This is a genomic window from Martinezella paranaensis (genome assembly GCF_014200235.1).
GTDB classification, from domain to species: Bacteria; Pseudomonadota; Alphaproteobacteria; order Rhizobiales; family Rhizobiaceae; genus Rhizobium; species Rhizobium paranaense.
On the sequence record NZ_JACHBI010000008.1, the window covers coordinates 182291 to 200556 of the forward strand.

13 protein-coding genes and 1 pseudogene are annotated in these 18266 nt (G+C 58.8%); 10 read left to right on the top strand and 4 right to left on the bottom strand.

All coding sequences use genetic code 11. The features are described from left to right. Window positions 1-359: 359 nt before the first annotated feature. From GGD50_RS20240 to GGD50_RS20255, 4 genes and pseudogenes are all read right to left on the bottom strand, one after another. Window positions 360-833, bottom strand: coding sequence for a chemotaxis protein CheW (locus GGD50_RS20240; protein WP_183938815.1), 474 nt, complete (start codon window positions 831-833; stop codon window positions 360-362). Beyond that, window positions 833-2418 (bottom strand): annotated as a pseudogene (locus tag GGD50_RS20245) (methyl-accepting chemotaxis protein); the annotation flags it as partial. The gene GGD50_RS20240 and the pseudogene GGD50_RS20245, both read right to left, overlap by 1 nt. Next, window positions 2406-2783: a hypothetical protein gene (locus GGD50_RS20250; RefSeq protein WP_183938816.1), complete on the bottom strand. Its 378-nt coding sequence runs from the start codon at window positions 2781-2783 to the stop codon at window positions 2406-2408. The gene GGD50_RS20250 and the pseudogene GGD50_RS20245, both read right to left, overlap by 13 nt. A gap of 876 nt (window positions 2784-3659) precedes the next feature. After that, complete coding sequence (locus tag GGD50_RS20255; protein WP_183938990.1) at window positions 3660-5315, bottom strand: diguanylate cyclase; 1656 nt, start codon at window positions 5313-5315, stop codon at window positions 3660-3662. 476 nt (window positions 5316-5791) lie between these two features. Between GGD50_RS20255 and GGD50_RS20260 the strand changes: the two genes are divergently transcribed. From GGD50_RS20260 to GGD50_RS20305, 10 genes are all read left to right on the top strand, one after another. Beyond that, a complete protein-coding gene (locus GGD50_RS20260; protein ID WP_183938817.1) occupies window positions 5792-6961 on the top strand; it encodes a transporter substrate-binding domain-containing protein in 1170 nt (389 codons plus the stop codon). Then, entirely contained in the window at window positions 6958-7548 is a 591-nt protein-coding gene (locus GGD50_RS20265) for an ANTAR domain-containing response regulator (RefSeq protein ID WP_183938818.1), read from the top strand. The genes GGD50_RS20260 and GGD50_RS20265 overlap by 4 nt, the downstream gene beginning before the upstream one ends. Window positions 7549-7576: 28 nt before the next feature. Next, window positions 7577-8470 (top strand): proline iminopeptidase-family hydrolase, encoded by an 894-nt coding sequence (locus GGD50_RS20270; RefSeq protein WP_183938819.1) that lies wholly within the window; start codon window positions 7577-7579, stop codon window positions 8468-8470. Window positions 8471-8535: 65 nt separating this feature from the next. Then, window positions 8536-10233, top strand: a complete 1698-nt coding sequence (locus GGD50_RS20275) for an ABC transporter substrate-binding protein (protein ID WP_183938820.1) — start codon at window positions 8536-8538, stop codon at window positions 10231-10233. Between the two features lie 144 nt (window positions 10234-10377). Further along, the gene (locus GGD50_RS20280) at window positions 10378-11415 is read left to right on the top strand and encodes an ABC transporter permease (protein ID WP_183938821.1); all 1038 of its coding nucleotides are present in this window, start codon (window positions 10378-10380) and stop codon (window positions 11413-11415) included. A gap of 10 nt (window positions 11416-11425) precedes the next feature. Continuing rightward, the gene (locus GGD50_RS20285; protein WP_183938822.1) at window positions 11426-12397 is read left to right on the top strand and encodes an ABC transporter permease; all 972 of its coding nucleotides are present in this window, start codon (window positions 11426-11428) and stop codon (window positions 12395-12397) included. Between the two features lie 2 nt (window positions 12398-12399). Continuing rightward, window positions 12400-13425 (top strand): ABC transporter ATP-binding protein, encoded by a 1026-nt coding sequence (locus GGD50_RS20290; RefSeq protein WP_183938823.1) that lies wholly within the window; start codon window positions 12400-12402, stop codon window positions 13423-13425. Next, window positions 13422-14408 (top strand): ABC transporter ATP-binding protein, encoded by a 987-nt coding sequence (locus tag GGD50_RS20295; RefSeq protein WP_183938824.1) that lies wholly within the window; start codon window positions 13422-13424, stop codon window positions 14406-14408. Before GGD50_RS20290 ends, GGD50_RS20295 begins: the two co-directional genes overlap by 4 nt. Window positions 14409-14876: 468 nt before the next feature. Further along, window positions 14877-16952, top strand: coding sequence for a putative bifunctional diguanylate cyclase/phosphodiesterase (locus GGD50_RS20300; RefSeq protein WP_183938992.1), 2076 nt, complete (start codon window positions 14877-14879; stop codon window positions 16950-16952). A gap of 69 nt (window positions 16953-17021) precedes the next feature. Continuing rightward, on the top strand, window positions 17022-18260 hold the full coding sequence (locus GGD50_RS20305; protein ID WP_183938994.1) for an ABC transporter substrate-binding protein: 1239 nt from the start codon (window positions 17022-17024) through the stop codon (window positions 18258-18260). Window positions 18261-18266 lie beyond the last annotated feature (6 nt).

Genomic DNA, 18266 nt, shown 5'->3' on the forward strand with positions numbered 1-18266 from the left:
GAAATATCTAAGGCCTATCCGTGGGATAGAAGGATTGCGCGTCAGCGGAATCCGTTTCCGGATATGTGGGACTGGGGGCCGTTAGTACAGCAATGCGATATACGCACTGCGCTCAGGATATCCGCTAAGCGCAGAATAATCTGCTCGCAGTTGCAGCATTTTCGTTTGGGCGGATCATGGGTGCCGTACATCGGGTGATTGCGAACGGGAAATCATTCCCGTGAGGGGCTTCGGCTGGAAAATGGCTCCAGCCGAAGCGAATGGTTGGAATGCCTGGCCATTGCTGGCTCCGATGATCGGAACGTCGCGGGCTTGCATTTGAGGCGGGCGGTTTACTGACGCCCCGCAAAATAGAGCCGCTACGCCGCCGCTACCTGCTCGATGTTGGCGAACATTTGATCGAGGTTGAGGAAACAGACCATACCTTGGTCGAGCGGGATAATTCCGTACGAGAAGGTCGGGTCGAACTCGGTGCCGAAGTCCGGCACCGGCTGGATTTGTCCATTGCCGATCGACAGGATGTCCGACACGCGATCGACCACCAAGCCTATCGTGCTTGATCCTACCTCGGCAACGACGATGGCGCTGCGGCTGGTGTGTACGGAGCTTTGCACGCCGAGCTTAGCGGCAAGATTGATGATCGGAATAACCGAGCCCCTGAGGTTCATCATGCCGAGAACATGCGGTGGCGCGTGGGGCAGTGCCGTTGCCGCTGCCCATGCCCGGATTTCCCGGATCGATGTCGTCTTGATGCAGAACTGCTGGTCACCGAGATGAAAGGCAATGATTTCCAGCGTCGTTGCCTGACTTTGGGCTGAAGAGGTCGCCTCCATCAAAATTCCTCCCATTCCTTGGTGGCTGCCGCAGTCGCCGCCTTGCCGCCAAAGGCGCGGGCAATTTTGTTGCCAAGCGCGCGTGCCGGAGAGGCAACCGGCTTTGCCGTGTCACGGGCAACCCGCGGGCCAGCAGCACCGTCCAACTGGAAGCCGGCAATGAGCGAAGCTTCACCGCTTCCTGGGCTAGGCTGGAAGCGGCCGCCGTCGACTGTTCCACCATGGCCGCATTCTGCTGTGTCGTCTGATCCATCGAATTGACCGCCGTGTTGATCTCGGCAAGACCCGTCGACTGCTCTTTGGCGGAGACGGCGATGGCGTTCATGTGGCTGTTGACCTGACCGATGAAGCCACCGATGACGTTCAGCGCTTCGCCGGTGTCGCGCACCAGCTTCACGCCGCTTTCGACTTCGGCCGAGGACTTCTGAATATGTCCCTTGATCTCCTTGGCCGCCTGGGCGGAGCGCTGGGCAAGTTCACGCACTTCCTGGGCGACGACGGCAAAGCCCTTGCCGGCTTCACCGGCACGTGCCGCCTCGACGCCGGCATTCAGCGCCAGCAGGTTGGTCTGGAAGGCGATTTCGTCGATGACGCCGATGATGTTGGAAATCTGCTGCGAACTCTCCTCGATCCGCCGCATCGCCTCCTCGGCATGCGAGACCACTTCGGCGGATTTCTGGGCGCTCTGATTGGCTTGGGTCGCGACCGTGCGGGCTTCTTCGGTCAGTTTCGTCGACGAGCCGACATTGGCGACGATCTGATCGAGGGCTGCGGCGGTCTCCTCGATCGACGCGGCCTGCTGTTCCGTCCGCTTGGAAAGATCCTGCGCGCCTGACGAGATTTCGCGTGTGCCGCTGTCCATCGCATCGACACTTTCGGCGATGGTCGACAGTGCTGAGCCGAGCTGGCGAACGGAGCGATTGAAGTCCTGGCGCAACGGTTCGAAGTCCGCCGCGAAGGTCTCGTTGATTTGGAAGGCGAGATCGCCGGCGGCCAACCGCTTCAGACCGGATGCGAGGTTTTCGGAGGCAAAACGCAACTGTTCGGCTTCCTGCTCGCTGCGGCGCTGTACCTCGGCACGTTCGGCCTCCTGATGACTGCGAGAAACTGCAGCGTCTTGTTCGAGACGAGCGTTGGCGACGGCGTTCTGTTGGAAGACCTTAACGGTTTCATACATGGCGCCAATTTCGTCCCGGCGCATTTTGAAGTCGATATCGACACTTGTGTCGCCGTCGGCAAGTCGGCGCATCACCGCCGTCATCGTCTTGATGGGCCTGGCAACTCCGATCATCAATACGATCGCCGATGCGAACAGGACGAAGATGACGCTTGCGCCAATGATCAACGAGATCGTTTCGGCGCTTGAAACGGCAGCGGCCAAAGCCGTTTTTGCTTCCTCAGTAAAGTGACGAGCGTTCTTGATCGAGGCTTCTGTTGCTGTGCGCGTACGCTCCATGACCTGGTCGATGTCTGTGGTGGCGACGACGGCCAATGCCGTATCGGTTTCCGTCTGGCTCAAGGGAGCGCCGTTCTTTTTCGCCATGGCTGCGGTCAGAGCGGAGGCACGTTTTGCTATAAGGCCCTCATACTCGCGCAGGCCACAACGATGTCTTTCAAGGCATCGGGCTTCAGAGCGATATTGATGGGCTCCTCAAGGCCATCCCATGCCTGTTGGCTGCTTCTTTTGGCCTGGTTAAGTGCGGCTTCGATATCCCGAGTGGTCGCGCCGGAGCCGACTTCGTTGGAAGCCGCCCGCATTTCCGCGAGAGATACGGCGGCAGTCTGAATGCCATTGAAAATCGTTTGCTCACGAGAAACAGCGGCGTTCGCCGAACTGATTTCGCTGCTTGCTATCTGCTGATTGATAAGGATACCTGCGATCAGGACGATGCCGATACCGGATGAAAGTGCGAGCTTGGTGCCAATCTTGAGGTTCGCCAAGAAGGACATAATAGAAATCCTTTGTGTTTAAGCGCCGGCAGCCTCCCCCCTGCAGCCGGAAGCGTTGAATGGTTTAGGTTGGAGATAAAAGAGACGGCGGGCCTCTACGCCGTCTGCACCGATCGCCCGTCTGCGTTCATTGGGTGATGCGGCATGGCACCGGTGTCGTGCCTGAGCGACCTACAGAGCGCTTCAAGGTAGTTCGTTGCGCTGACGAGGAGTTCATGTTTGCTCATCAACAGAAGTTCAACTTCGTCGGGGAGCATCGGAATATTCAGGGTCGGGGCATCCGGTCGATTGCGCTTTTGGGATGGAAACGGAATAAGATTCGGCATGCTGTTCCAGTATGAAAAGACAGAGGCGCCGTCGTCATTGGGCTCTTTGTGAATTGGTGAAAAAAGCCGCCTCAAATCATTTGTGCAGCGTGGACAGGCTTTTGGTCGCGCGACATGGAACATCGCGGCAATTGCGCCCGCGTTGGATGAATTGACGGTAACTCTTAACAAACACTGGATTTTTGCGGGTTTGCCTTGGCCATCGCGGTTGCGAAGGAACTTCGCTGCTCATTCTGGATATTATGATGAAAGCTGGATAGAGAGAGGCATGAGCAGATAGCGGAAATGCATCTCCGCGCCCGTTCCTGTAGAACTCCATCTCGATCCAGATTCAACACCCCGCCAAGCCGCAATATGCAGGCACGCAAGAACTCCTGCACCAGGTGTTTCTGATGCAGCATCATAGAACTTGGTATGAGAGGACGTATCGCTGAGCACGCATGTTGCCGCTCGGGCGGCGCCATCTGGCGCAACTACGCGGCCGGATACACTGGCGCGATCCGCCTAGATTTGGCGACTGTTACCTTCGCCGAAAGCTGTACAATGCCCGTTACGCAACAACCTGATTTCGCCCGCCTCTTTTTGCTGCATAGAGATTTTGGTCGGCGATCTCCAGAATTTCGTTGGGTGCGTTGGCAGAGAGGGTGCCAGCGACACCTATGCTGATCGTGACCTGCAGCCCGTTGCAGATCTCCGACCAGTCCCAATGCTCGACGGCCGAACGCAGTCGCTCGCAGACATCGGCGGCGCCTCGGGGAGGGCCTGCCAGCAGGACGATGAACTCCTCGCCGCCAAAGCGAATTGCCTGGTCGGTAATCCGCAACTGGTTGCGCAATATGGTTCCAATGGCACTCAGAACCTGGTCGCCGATCATATGGGAGAAGTTGTCGTTGATCGACTTGAAATGATCGACATCCAGCATCGCGATGGAATATGGACGGTTCTCAGATTCCAGTTCCTTAAAGCGGCTGTCGAGATATTTGCGGTTATAAAGCCCAGTCAGCGCGTCCAGATAAACGGCACTGGCAAGGATATCGGTTTCTTCCTGCAGTTTCTGATAGGAGGCCTCCAGCGTGTCGGCACGCTTCGTTTCCGTTTCAGCGACTTCCTTAAACCGCTTGGTTTCATAGTAGATTTCGGCGAGACGCGCGCGCTGCTGGGTTCTCTCGGCGCTATTCTGCAAATATGCGTGGTGGAACTTTTTATGCGTCTCCAGCGCCAGGTCGAACTGTCCCAGCCCCTCATAAGCCTGCGACAGATAAAGATAGATCTGGATATAGGAATCGAAGCTGCCGCCGTCGCCGATCAGATCCAGCGCCTCAAGCAGCAGCGAGCGGGCTTCCACGAAGTTTCCGCCATTGATGTGGATTTGGCCTAGAGTGTAGAGATATTGCTGCCTGTCCCGGACATAGCTGTTTTCCTGAAATGCCTGGTAGCGGACCATGCACTGGAGCGCCTTGTCGTGCTCGCCTAGATGGCTGTAGTAATCGGCTTCGTTGCCGAGACAAATGCGAGCAGCCCAGCGGTCGCCGATCTCGATTGATATATCCAGCGCCTGTTCGGTCAGCTCCAGCGCTCTCACTAGCTTCCGGTGCCCTTCTTCCTGCTGGCCGAGAGACTGCGCGATATAGCCGCCTTCCGAATGAGCGCCGCCGAGATTGATGAGCCACCAGCATTCGAAGGTCTTATCGCCGATCAATCTGGCGAGCTCGACAGCCCTTTCGCTCATCAGGATGGCGCGGTCGGGCTGCTTGTTGTACCAGAAGATAATGCCGATGACGTTGGTGGCCAGGCTCTGCACCCTGGCGTCTTCGGTCCTGTCGGCCAAATCCAGGGCGCGGGTAGCCTCTTCGATCGCTTCCTCCGGCAAGCCCAATTCCAGGAACAACCATCCGAGATAGGCCCGGGCATAGGCTTCCTGAATGGGCTCCCCGTTTGACTTCCAGAAGTCTACTGCCTTGCGGACATGCGTTATCCCGAGTTCGGCCTTGCCGATCTGCAAGCAGTACCAGGCGATATCGGTGTCGCATAGCGCGGCGGTCCGATCGTCGCTCCGCGACTTGGCATCGGCAAGAGTTTGGCTGGCAAGTGTGAGCGCCTCAACCGAACGGCCGGTACATCCGAGGTGCCAGGCTTCCCGTAAGTTCGAATTTGCTTTTTGAGCAATTGCCTCGATATCAACAACTTGCATATTGAACGCCAATATTTGTCTTCCGGGCACCGATAGCATCAGAAGTTTAACAATGATGCAAATTGACCAATAAAACATGCCGCAGGTTCGTATTTATTGTGGCATGCAAGTGAGGGTGTTCCGCGGTTGCTGTTGGAGTGTCTGTTTTAGTTATTGCGCATCCTCGCATCGAGCGCCCCGCCACGGTGCGATATCACCGCATCGCACCTATGCGATTGATTGAAAAATGAGCATGTTTTCTAATTGACTATAAAGTGAGCCTATCGTAGCGTTGAAGTAAGAAATGGCATTAATCGCCGACGGCAAACGAGCCCCGATTTCCGCATATCCTGCGGACGGGGCTTTTTTATTGCCGTTTGGTTGGTCTTACCAAGCACGTATTCGAACTGAGATATTGGCGTGATAAGCGATACACCCAGTCAGGATAATCGATTGCCTTTCGGGCGGCAGACAAGCGGTTGCCGCCTGCGTTACGTGTCGTGGGACGCCTCATGATCCGGAAGCCCATCCCTGTTTCGCTTCTTTATTCGACGACAGGCACTTACGCAGCGCTTGGCCGCGATGCTGTGGACGGGGCCTTGGCGGCGATCGCCGAAGTCAACGGTGATCCCAACTGCTTCTTCCAATTCGAACCGCGCGTCGATGATCCAGCCGGTAGCGCAGAACGCTATGCCGAACTTGCCGAAGCCACCATCCGGCAACGGGGATGTCGGCACATTGTCGGTGCGATCACGTCCTGGAGCCGGAAGGAAGTGCTTCCGGTCGTCGAACGCCACGGCGCGCTGCTGTGGTATGCCTTTCCGCATGAAGGTTATGAGACGAGTGACAGCGTCATCTATCTGGGGGCCTGTCCCAACCAGCATCTGCTGCCCTTGTTCGACTATGTCCTGCCGCGCTACGGCCGGCGGCCGTTCATCGTCGGCTCGAACTATATCTGGGGCTGGGAAATTGGCCGCATTGCACGCGAGATAACCGAAGCCGTGGGTGGTGAGGTTCTGGCTGAGCGCTTTGTGCCACTCGGTTCGGAAGAGGTTGACCATCTGATTGCCGAGATCCGCCAGAAGCGGCCGGATTTCATCCTCTCCAACCTCGTTGGTCGTTCCGCCCAGGCGTTCATCCGTGCCTATGCGGAGCTGCGTGAGGACGACGTCCAGTTTAGCGCCGAACGCCGACCACTCGTAGCCTGCAACCTTTCGGAAATCGACCTCGCGGACCTCAGCCCGCAGGCCAAGGCTGGGCACATCGTCACCAACATCTATCTGGACAGGCTCGACACTGAGGAAAACCGGCGTTTCAAGGCGCGGTTGGCAGCCCGTCGCGGCGGCGGACGCCCGGTCACCGGGCCATTCGTCTTCGCCTACATGGCGGTTTCCGTCCTGGCTCAGGCAGTCGCTGATGCCGGCACGGACGATCCGGATCTGATCCGCAAGGTGGTCACGCAACGGCGGTTCGATACGCCCATTGGGCCTATTTCGTTTGATCCGCGCACACATTATGCCGGGTTGCGGCCATTTATCGGCAGGTCCGACAGTGAGGGCGGTTTCGAGATTTTCGACACCGAAACGCCCGTTGTCGAGGCTGACCCTTACTTGGTGCGTTCGATTTTTCCGGGCAAACCCAGCGGCTATGCGCCGGGAGCCGGACTAAGGGTGGTGAAATGAGCCGCTTCGAACGACCGATGTTTTCCAGTTGGCGCGCGGTGATCTTGCATCGGCCGCACCCGGCCGTCGAGGCGCTGACGCGCCAGTTGGACTCGCTGCATATCCAGGTCAGGGCCGTCTGGCCGCAGCTCGACGAGCAGGATGCGCTCGCCGACGTCGTGTTTTTCGATGCCGATATGGGACACGACCAGCAATTTCCCTGGCCATCAGGCTTTTCGCCCATGCCGCTTGTGGCGCTGATCGGCTCGGAAGCGCCCGGACGGATCGAATGGGTGCTGGGCCAGGGCTCCAACGCGCACATGCTGAAGCCGATCGGCTCCACCGGCGCCTATAGCGCGCTGCTGATCGCGTCGCATGCCTACCAGAAGGCCCGCGGCGATGCCGACGATATTCGTACGCTCGAGGACCGATTGCGACAGCGGCCGATCGTTGTGCGCGCCGTATTGCAGTTGATGCAGCAAGGATATGCCGGCGAAGCGACCGCTTTCAAACGCTTGAGAAGCATCTCGATGGATTGGGGCATGACGATCGAGGAAGCCGCGGATGCCATCTGCAAGAATGACAGGCGTACCCGTGGCGGACTCTAAGGAAGATGATGAAGAAGGGAGACGAAACATGCAGCTAACCGAAGACTATGCACTCTACGGCGCCTATCAGACCTGGTATCGGATCACCGGCGATCTCGCCTCCGGCAAGCCGCCGCTGATCGTCGCGCATGGCGGGCCGGGCTGCACGCATGACTACGTCGACAGTTTCAAGGACATCGCCGCCACGGGCCGCGCCGTCATCCATTATGACCAGGTCGGCAACGGCAAGTCCACGCACCTGCCGGAAAAGGGTGGTGATTTCTGGACGGTCGATTTCTTCAAGGCGGAACTCCACAATCTGATCGACCATCTCGGCATCCGCGATGCCTACTGCCTGCTCGGACAATCCTGGGGTGGGATGCTGTCGGCAGAATTCTCAGTCGATCGGCCGGCCGGGCTCAAGGCGCTGGTGATCGCCAATTCGCCGGCGGCGATGAAGACCTGGATTTCTGAGGCCAATCGCCTTCGGGAAGCCTTGCCGGCCGATGTGCAGGCCACGCTGCTCAAGCATGAACAGGCGGGCACGACGGACAGCTACGAATACGCCAAGGCGACCGACGTTTTCAACGAACGCCACGTCTGCCGCGTCGTCCCCATGCCGCCCGAGGTGAAGCGCACTTTCGACGCCATCGCCGACGACCCGACTGTCTACCACACGATGAACGGTCCCAACGAATTCCATGTCATCGGCACGATGAAGGACTGGTCGATCGTCGGCCGCCTCTCGACCATCGACGTTCCGACGCTGTTAATCTCTGGCCACTATGACGAGGCGACGAAAGCCTGCGTGCAACCCTATGCCGATGAAATTCCGGATGTGCGCTGGCGGATATTTGAACAGTCCAGCCACATGCCGCATGTCGAGGAGCGCGCGGCCTGCATGGCAGAGGTCGCTGCCTTTTTGGATGAGAAAGCACCGTGAAAACAAGAGATTGCCTCACGGGGCAGCCGCATGGAACCAGCTATAATAAAAGGGAACAGATAATCATGACGATACGATCGACAATATCCATCCGCTGCACTGTGGCGGCTTTCGCCGGCCTTCTGCTCGCGCAGACCATGCTTTCAGGGGCGGCCCATGCCGAAGACCGCGCGGCGCTGATGACCCAGCATCGCGGCGGCACGATGACGCTTTCGGCCGTTTCGGCTGCCGGCACCATCGATCCGATGCTCAACTACACAGCCCAATATTGGCAAGTTTACCAGATGACCTACGACGGTCTCGTCAAGTTCAAGCAGGCCGGCGGCACGGAAGGTTTCAAGATCGTGCCCGCGATCGCCGAGGCGATGCCAGAGGTCAAGAACGACGGGAAGACCTATGTGTTCAAGATCCGCAAGGGCATCAAGTTCTCCAACAGCAAGGACGTCACCCCGGCCGATGTGCTGGCCTCGTTCCAGCGGATCTTCAAGGTCAAGGGCCCGACCATGGGCAGTTTCTACAATGGCATCGTCGGCGCCGATAAATGCATGGAAAATGGCGATACCTGCACGCTTGATGGCGGCGTGATTGCCGACGAAAAGGCCGGCACGGTCACCATCAATCTCGTCGCGGCGGATTCGGAGTTCTTCGCCAAGCTCGCGGTGCCGCATGCGAGCATCGTTCCGGCCGATACGGCTGCCAAGGATGCCGGCACGAGCCCCATCCCGGGGACCGGCGCCTACATGATCGCAAGCTACAATCCGAATGAACAGATGGTGCTGAAGCGCAATCCTTATTTCAAGGAATGGAGCGCCGACGCCCAGCCGGACGGCTATGCCGACGAAATCGATTACAAGTTCGGCATGACGGAAGAGGCCGGCATCAATGCCGTAATCAACGGTCAGGTGGACTGGATGTACGACACGCCGCCGGCAGACCGCTTGCCGGAACTAGGCTCGAAATATGCCAAGCAGGTTCATCTCGATCCGCTGGCGGCCTTTTGGTACGCGCCGATGAATGTCGGTCTGCCGCCCTTCAATAACATCAAGGCACGACAGGCATTGAACTATGCGATCGACCGCGATGCGCTCGTCGGTCTTTTCGGCGGCGAAGTGCTGGCACAGCCGAGCTGCCAGATCCTGCCGCCTGATTTCCCCGGCCATGTCGATGATTGCCTTTATACCAAGGATCCTGGCCCGCAATGGTCCGAGGCAGACATGGATAAGGCCAAGCAACTGGTCGAAGATTCCGGTACGAAGGGCCAGAAGGTGACCGTGATCGCCGAAGACAACGCAGTTGCGCGCGGCATCGGCACCTATTTGCAGAGCGTGCTCAGCGAGCTCGGCTACGATGCCTCGATGAAGGCGATCTCGCCTAATATCCAGTTCGCCTACATCCAGAATACCAACAACAACGTCCAGATCAGTGTTACCCAGTGGTACATGGACTATCCGGCCGCATCGGACTTTCTGAACGTGCTGCTTTCCTGCGATAGCTTCCACCAGGGCAGCGATTCCTCGATCAATATCTCAGGCTATTGCAACAAGGACCTCGACGCCAAGATGAAGGCAGCCATGACCCTTTCGCTGACCGATGAGAATGCTGCGAATGCGGAATGGGCCAAGATCGACAAGGCCTATATGGGTGAATCGCCGCTGGCGCCGCTGTTCACGCCAAAGAGCGTGAATTTCACCTCGGCCCGCCTCGGCAATTATCTGTTCAACAAGCAGAATCGTTGGATCGTTTCCCAGTCCTGGGTGAAGTAAATGGCTTGGGTGAAGTAAATGCCTTCGGGCAATGGCGTGCGATACACGCCATTGCCCGTTCGATCTCTTCTTGAACAATCCGGACCGGCAAGAACAGAGGGCTATTTGCAGCCGCTCGACTGTGCATGATGGCAGGAAACGGAAATGACCCTCGTACCCGACAGCGTTGCAAATCCGGTGGAGAGTTCCGAAAGCCAAGGCGTGCGAAAAGGCTCGGGGCATTGGCAACGGGCCTGGCGGCTACTCAAGCGCGACAAGGCGACGGTCGCCGCTGCCCTGGTACTGCTTTTGATTATCCTGTCCAGCCTCGCTGCGCCGCTTTATGCGAACTACGTGTCGATGACCGATCCGTTCCGGTCCAATCTCAGCGGCAAGGTCAATGTCGACGGAAAGAAAATCAAGATCATGCAGCCTTCGACGGAAGGCCTGGGCCTTGGTGTCACGCCGATCGGTCCGACCTGGGCTGCACAGTATTTTCTCGGCGCCGATACGCAGGGACGCGATGTCGCTGCCCGGCTTCTCTATGGCGGCCGCAATTCGCTACTGATCTCCTCCTGCGCCACTGCGATCTGTCTGATCCTGGCCGCGCTGATCGGCATCTGTGCGGGCTTTTTCGGTGGCGTCGTCGATATCATCCTGTCGCGACTGCTCGATATCCTCTGGGCCTTTCCGGTCTATCTTCTGGCGATTTCTCTGTCGATCGTGCTGATCTCCAAGGGCATCGTGCTTGGCCCGATCGAGATCACCGCCGATAGCCTGCTGCTGCCGATCGGAATTATCGGCATCATCTACGTGCCTTATGTGGCGCGGCCGGTGCGCGGCCGCGTGTTGGAGCTGAAGAACAGCGAATTCGTGCTGGCCGCGATCGGGCTGGGCGTTCCCGAATGGCGCATCCTCTGGAAGGACATTCTGCCCAATGTCACCACGATGCTCATCGTGTTCATTCCGCTGATGATGGCACTCAACATCGTGACGGAATCGTCCTTGTCCTTCCTTTCGATCGGCGTGCAGGCGCCGGATGCGAGCTGGGGAACGATCATCCAGGACGGGCAGACCCTGCTTTATACGCGCCCGGCCGTGGCACTGGCACCCGGCATTGCCATCGCGCTCACGGTTCTGTCGCTCAACGTGCTCGGCGACAGCATCCGCGATGTGCTCGACCCACGCACCAAGATCGTCTGAGGAAGCGGAGATGGTTTTTGCAATCCTTCAGCGTCTCGGCCAGATGGTGTTCGTCATGTTCGGCATCTCGGCGCTGGTGTTCCTGATCTTCTTTGCGACGCCCGGTTCCGACCCGGCCGCGCGCATTGCCGGCCGCAATGCGTCCCAGGAGACGATCGCGCAGATCCGCAGCGAATTCGGCTTCGACCGGCCTCTGCCGGTCCAATATGCGCTGATGATGAAACGGCTGTTCGTGACGCAGGATCTCCCTTCCTACGTCAATCGCGGCATGCGCGTCGTGCCGCAGGTTGCGGAGGCTGCACCCGTGACGCTGTCGCTGGTGTTCGGTGCCGCCGTGCTCTGGGTAGTCGGCGGCATCGTCTTCGGTGTCGTCGCCGCCATGGCCCGCGACACGCTGCTCGATCGGGGGCTCATGGCGCTCGCGCTGATTGGCGTCTCCATGCCGGTCTATTGGCTGGGCGAAGTGATGAACCTGATCTCGCAGAGCCGCTTCCACGACACCTGGATGTTTTCCTGGGTTCCGGCGCTCGGCTATAAGCCGCTGTTTTCCGATCCCGTCGGCTGGTTCCTGACGCTGATTATTCCCTGGGCAACGCTCGCAGCACTTTATGTCGGCATCTATGGCAGGGTGCTGCGTGCCAACTTGGTGGAAGCCTATCAGGAGGATTATATCCGCACCGCCCGTGCCAAAGGGCTGAGCCCGGCGCGGGTGATGCTCAGGCATGCGCTCCGGACGTCGCTGATCCCGTTCGTGACCATGTTCGGCCTTGATTTTGGTGCCCTTGTCGGCGGTGCAGCCCTTCTCACGGAAGTCGTGTTCGGCCTGAACGGCGTCGGACGGCTCACCTATCAGGCGTTGCTCAACCTCGATCTCCCGATGATCCTCGGCACCGTCATGTATGCCTCATTCTTCGTGGTGCTCGCCAATGCGTCCGTCGATATCGTCTACGTGCTGATCGATCCGCGCGTGAGGAAGAACTGACGATGCAGAACGCGGAAAAACCCATTCTTCTCGATGTCCAAGGTCTCACGGTTTCGTTCGTCACTGATTATGGTCTTGTCAGGGCCGTGGATGACGTGTCCTTTTCCGTGCGCGAAGGAGAAATCCTGTCGATCGTCGGCGAATCCGGCTCAGGCAAATCGGTAACGCTGCTTTCGCTGCTCGGCCTCCATGATCCAAAAACCACCAAGGTCGAAGGCGCGGTCGCCTTTCGCGGAGAGCGGATTCTCGAACTGTCAGCAAGTGCCATGCGCCGCATCCGCGGCAAAGAAATCGGGCTCATCTCGCAGGACCCGATGACGGCGCTCACTCCGGTCTATACGATCGGCTGGCAGATCGCCGAACAGATCCGCGCCCATGAGCCGATCTCGGCCGGGGCTGCCCGTTTGCGGGCGATTGAGCTTCTGGGTGAAGTCGGCTTTTCCAACCCCGCAGAAGCGGTCGAGCGCTATCCACACCAGCTATCGGGCGGCATGCGGCAGCGGGCGGTGATCGCCATGGCGCTGTCCTGCCAGCCAGCGCTCTTGGTCGCCGACGAACCGACGACGGCGCTGGACGTGACCGTGCAGGCACAGGTGCTCGACCTGCTGCTCAGACTGCGCAAGGAACTTGGTCTGGCGATTGTTCTCATCACCCATGATATGGGCGTGGTCTCCGAGGTCGCCGACAAGGTGGCGGTGATGTATGCCGGCCGCATCGTCGAGCGCGGCACGACGCGCGAAATCTTCTCCAATCCCATCCATCCCTATACCTGGGGCCTGATGGCCTCGATCCCGCCGCTGGCGGGCGAGCGTCCGAAGCGGCTGATTTCGATCGGCGGCATGCCGCCGACGCCGGGCAGCATTCCTGAGGGCTGCGGTTTTCAGCCGCGTTGCCGGTTCGCCCGGAGCGAATGCGCCGCCCGCCCGCCAACCCGCCATATCGGCAATCAGTCGGTGCTCTGCTTGCTCGATGGAGAGGAACGCGAGGCCCTGCGCAATACCGTCCTGATATCGGAGGAGCCCGCATGAGCGCGACCGAGAACACCAGGCCGCTGCTTTCCGCCGAGGGGCTGACCAAGAACTTCGTCGTCGGCAAGACCATCTGGCCGGGTTCGGGCCGTATATTGCAAGCCGTCGAGGAGATCAGCCTCGATGTCTATCCCGGCGAAACGCTGGGTCTGGTGGGTGAATCGGGCAGCGGTAAATCCACGCTCGGTCGCTGCCTGACGCGGCTCTACGATATCACCGCCGGCCGGCTGACTTTCGACGGCCAGGACATTTCCAAGGCGGAGAAACGCGCGCTTATGCCCGTGCGGCGCAAGGTGCAGATGATTTTCCAGGATCCTTCGTCCTCGCTCAATCCACGCCGCAAGGTGCGTGATATGCTCGAGGAAGTGCTGAAGGTGCATGCCATCCGCAGCGGAGTGGCAATCGATAACCGGCTGGCCGAACTGATGGAAATCGTCGGCCTGCGTCGCGAATATCTCGACCGTTATCCGCACGAATTCTCCGGCGGTCAGCGCCAGCGTATCGGGATTGCACGCGCGCTCGCCGTCGAGCCAGCCCTGATCGTCGCTGACGAGCCGGTATCGGCGCTGGACGTTTCGGTGCAGGCGCAGATCGTCAACCTTTTCGCCGACCTACGGCAGCGGCTAAACCTCACCTATGTGTTCATCGCCCATGACCTGGCGGTGGTCCGGCAGGTGTCGAGCCGGGTGGCTGTCATGTATCTCGGATCGATCGTCGAGATCGGCGAAACGGATGCACTTTATGGTGCACCGCACCATCCCTATACCCAGGCGCTGCTCTCGGCCGTTCCGCAGCCGCACAATCGCGGCAAGCGGGGGCGCATATTGCTCGACGGTGAGATACCAAGTCCCCTTAACCCTCCCAGGGGTTGCAAATTCTCGACCCGCTGCCCATACGCCAAGCCGCTTTGCCACGAGGTCAGGCCGCCGCTGACTGCCGAGACGGGCGGCCATAGCGTCGCCTGCCACTTTCCGCTTGCGTGACGGCGTCGTCTTTTCAGGCGCGTCATCTTTTCGATTGGCTTTCTGAGATTGTTTCTATCGATCCAAAGTGGCGTAGGCATGAGGAGCGACACGCAGACGGTGAGACTGATAAAACAAGACTATCCGTATTACGTCATCTGATCCAAAATGCGCGGTGAAGGCTTGCTCCCTTCGGCACGCTCAGCATTTTATTAAACTTCTCAAAGGCTAATCGTCCCACGCCTTGCAGCAGCGACCTTCGGATATCGATGACGCAGCGAGGCCGTTGATCCCGCCCGAATGACTTGTGCGGCTTCCCCCCAATGAGAATAGACCGGATGGATGACACGTCTGGTCACCGCTGCAGCCAGGAGGATCGCCATGAAGCTACCCTCGTTTTCGCGCAAGGTATCCTATGGCGCGTTCACCGCAGGTAAGCCGACAGTTCGAACAAGTGTGCTGCCGATCGATGCGGTGACGATCGAGCATATGGCTCCGTCTGACCAACGTCATTCCTCTTTGGATGGATACATCAGGTCCATTGGGCGGCACTATGTCGCCGCTGTCGTCGTCATGACGATGCTCATTGGCGCGACCTACCAGACCGTCGAGATCGCACTCGATCGCCATTCGCTGCAGCAGGACATCAGCTATCTTACGGGGCGCCAGTTCATCCGTTTTCAGCAGCTTACCAATCAGACGCGCGCCGTCATGAGCGCCTCGGCCAACGCGGAGATGCCGGAATATATCATCAAGCCGATGGTCGATGATGTTCGCAAAGCAATCGGCGACATCCGCGCCATGAGCACGCAGCTCAACGAACTGCACGGCAAGTTGGAACGGAATCTTCTTGAAAAGCTCAATACGCGCGATGCCGCATCGGAAGAAATGCGGCTGGAACTCGCCGGGCGGCTGGAGGATTTCCTCAAGCGCGCCGATAGGGTTGTGTCGGCAAAACTGGAAGATCGACGTCAGCGTTATTCTTTTTGGGGGCCGATCGATTTTGCTGCTTCTTCGGACAGCATGCTCATGCGCCAGTTCAGTGCGTTGATCGACAGCGCGCATGATAGCAGCGACGGGAGCATAGATCATGCACGCCTGATCAGCGCCGTGCTTCTTAGCCTCACGGCGACCGCACTCATTCTGGCCACCTCAATTCTTTTCATGCCGCTTCTGAGGAGGCTCCGTAACGAGCACCGGCGAACGATCGATTTTGAGTCCAAGTTGACGCATCAGGCGCATACCGATGCGCTCACCAGCCTCAGCAACCGCTCGTCCTTCAATGATGCGTTGATCGCGTTTTTTGTGTCGCTGGAGCGGAGCGGCACGGGCTTTTCGATGCTGCTGGTCGACCTCGATCATTTCAAGGGCATCAACGATAGTTTGGGGCATCCGGCGGGGGATGCGGTTCTCCGCCACGTTGCCCGCATCCTTCAAGGGACCTTTCGCTCCACGGACATCGTGGCGAGACTTGGCGGCGACGAATTTGCCGTTCTGCTCCCCGGTCTTGCCGATATAGCGGCGTTGGAAGCACTCGCCGAGCGCGCGGTTGCGGCGATTGGCGCGGAGTTTTCTTTTGATGGTCGGGGCTTGCCGATTTCAGCCAGCATAGGCGGTGCGATTGCACCTCAGCATGCGGCAGACGAGACATCGCTCACGCGTGTTGCCGATCTTGCGCTTTATGCTGCGAAGGCCAAGCGCAATACCGCCGTGATCTTCGACGAAGCCTCGCTCGCGCGGCGTCTTGAGGAGAACCAACTGGCAGCGGCTCTGGCTTTCGCCGCCGACCGCGACGAGTTCGTGGTCTACTATCAGCAGAAGGTCAATCTGCAAACCGGAGAACACCTGGGCTTCGAGGCCCTGGTGCGTTGGAATCATCCCCGGCTTGGCATCTTGCCGCCAGGTCGCTTCTTGCCGCTCGTCGAAGGATCCCACTTGATCAGCAGCATGACGCGCTGTGTCGTCAACATCGCGGCTCGTGATCTCAAGGCGTGGAAGGCCGCGGGGCTCCGCCCCGGATCGGTGGCCGTCAACCTTCCAGAGGTCCTGCTGCTCGGTCGGGACGGCTATGATATCATTGCTGCGGCGATCAGAGCCAATGACCTTGAATGGCGCGACTTCGCCGTTGAAGTGACAGAAGACGTTTTTCTCAACCGTGGCGCCAGCCAGATATTGGAGACCATAACACGCTTCAGGGAGCGGGGCATGTCGGTCTCGCTGGATGATTTCGGCACCGGTTTCGCGTCACTCGTGCACCTGCGTGACTTTCCATTCGACGAGCTCAAAATTGACCGCAGCTTCGTTGCCGATCTTGGCAGCGATATCCGATCGGAGCAGATCGTGGGAGCGATGATCAACCTTGCTCGCAATCTGGGCAAACGCTGTGTCGCTGAGGGTATCGAAACCAAAACCCAGCAGGATTTCCTTCTGCAGGCAGGATGCGAGATCGGCCAAGGCTATTTGTTTGCCAAGCCTGAACCGGCCTCCGCAGCAGTCGAGCGTCTGACGGTCTCGAACCGCGGCACACGCATCGCATCACGGAGAACGATGCGCATCGCAGGCTGACGTTCAAGGAGAATTCCGCATTCGGTGGATCGATCAATTTTATCAATGAAGGAACAGCGGATGAATGGAATGATGCGGGCATTGCTCGCGGTTGCTTTGGCGGTCACTGGCCCGGTGGCGCCGGCGCTTGCCGGCGACGGGGTGTCGGTGGATGTCGTGCATTTCTGGATATCGAAGAGCGAGTCTGCCGCACTCGACGTGTTTCGAAAAGCTTGGGTGGCGGCCGGCAACCAGTGGACCGACATGCCTGCCGCCAATAAGGTCGCCGTCCAGCGTGTCGTGAGTGATCGTATCGCCAATGGCTATCCGCCGGCCGTGATGCAGTGGAACGCGAATGTTGGATCGCGGGAACTGCCGGAGATGGGAATCGTTCAGGATATAGATGACGTCGCCGAGGCGGATCACTGGCGGGATGTCATGCCTGCGACTGTCCTCGACCGGATATCGTACCGGGGAAAGGTGTATTTCGCGCCGACCAATATCCATGCGGAAAATTGGCTATGGACCAGCAGGAAGATATTCGACGATGCCGGCCTTAGCGTGCCGGTTTCCTGGGACGATGTCTTCAACGTCGCCGAAAAGATCAAAGCCGCCGGACATGTTCCGATTGCACTTGGCGGTGCACGATGGGAAGTGTCGCTCATTTTCAACGACATCATCTATCATAAATTCGGACCGGAGGGATATGCACGCCTTATGAGCGGTGATACGGCATTGGTTCAGGATCCGCGGATGATCGAGGCCCTGGAAATGCTTTCGCGTTTGTCGGACTATGTGGAACCGTTCGCAACGCGAAAAAGCAAGACTTGGGCAGAGGCCACGGCCGCGGTTGGCGCCGGCCAGGCTGGCATGCAGTTTATGGGAGATTGGGCAAAAGGTGAGCTTGTGGCGCGCGGCTATCACGTCGACGAGGACTTCGATTGCGTGCTCGTTCCCGGCACCTCCATCGCTTATTTCATGGTGATCGATGCTTTTGCCTTTCCGCTGACGAACCGTGATGGCACGGCAGATGCCCAAAGAGCGTTTGCGCGCATGATCCTGGACCGGGACAATCAGGTCGCTTTCAGCCGGATCAAAGGCTCGCTTCCCGTTCGCACCGACGTCGATCCGGCCGGTCTCGACCGTTGCGGCCGGCTAGGATTGGAAATGATCAGGGCGAAGAAGGGCGAGGTGAGCGCTCAATCCCAGGCGATGCCGAGCCAGATGTCGGAAGGTTGGATTGGTGTGGTCGGGGATTTCTTCAATGACAAAAATATGTCGCCCGCCGAGGCGCAGAAACGACTGTATGAACTCTTGATGCAGCGATAAGCGGTG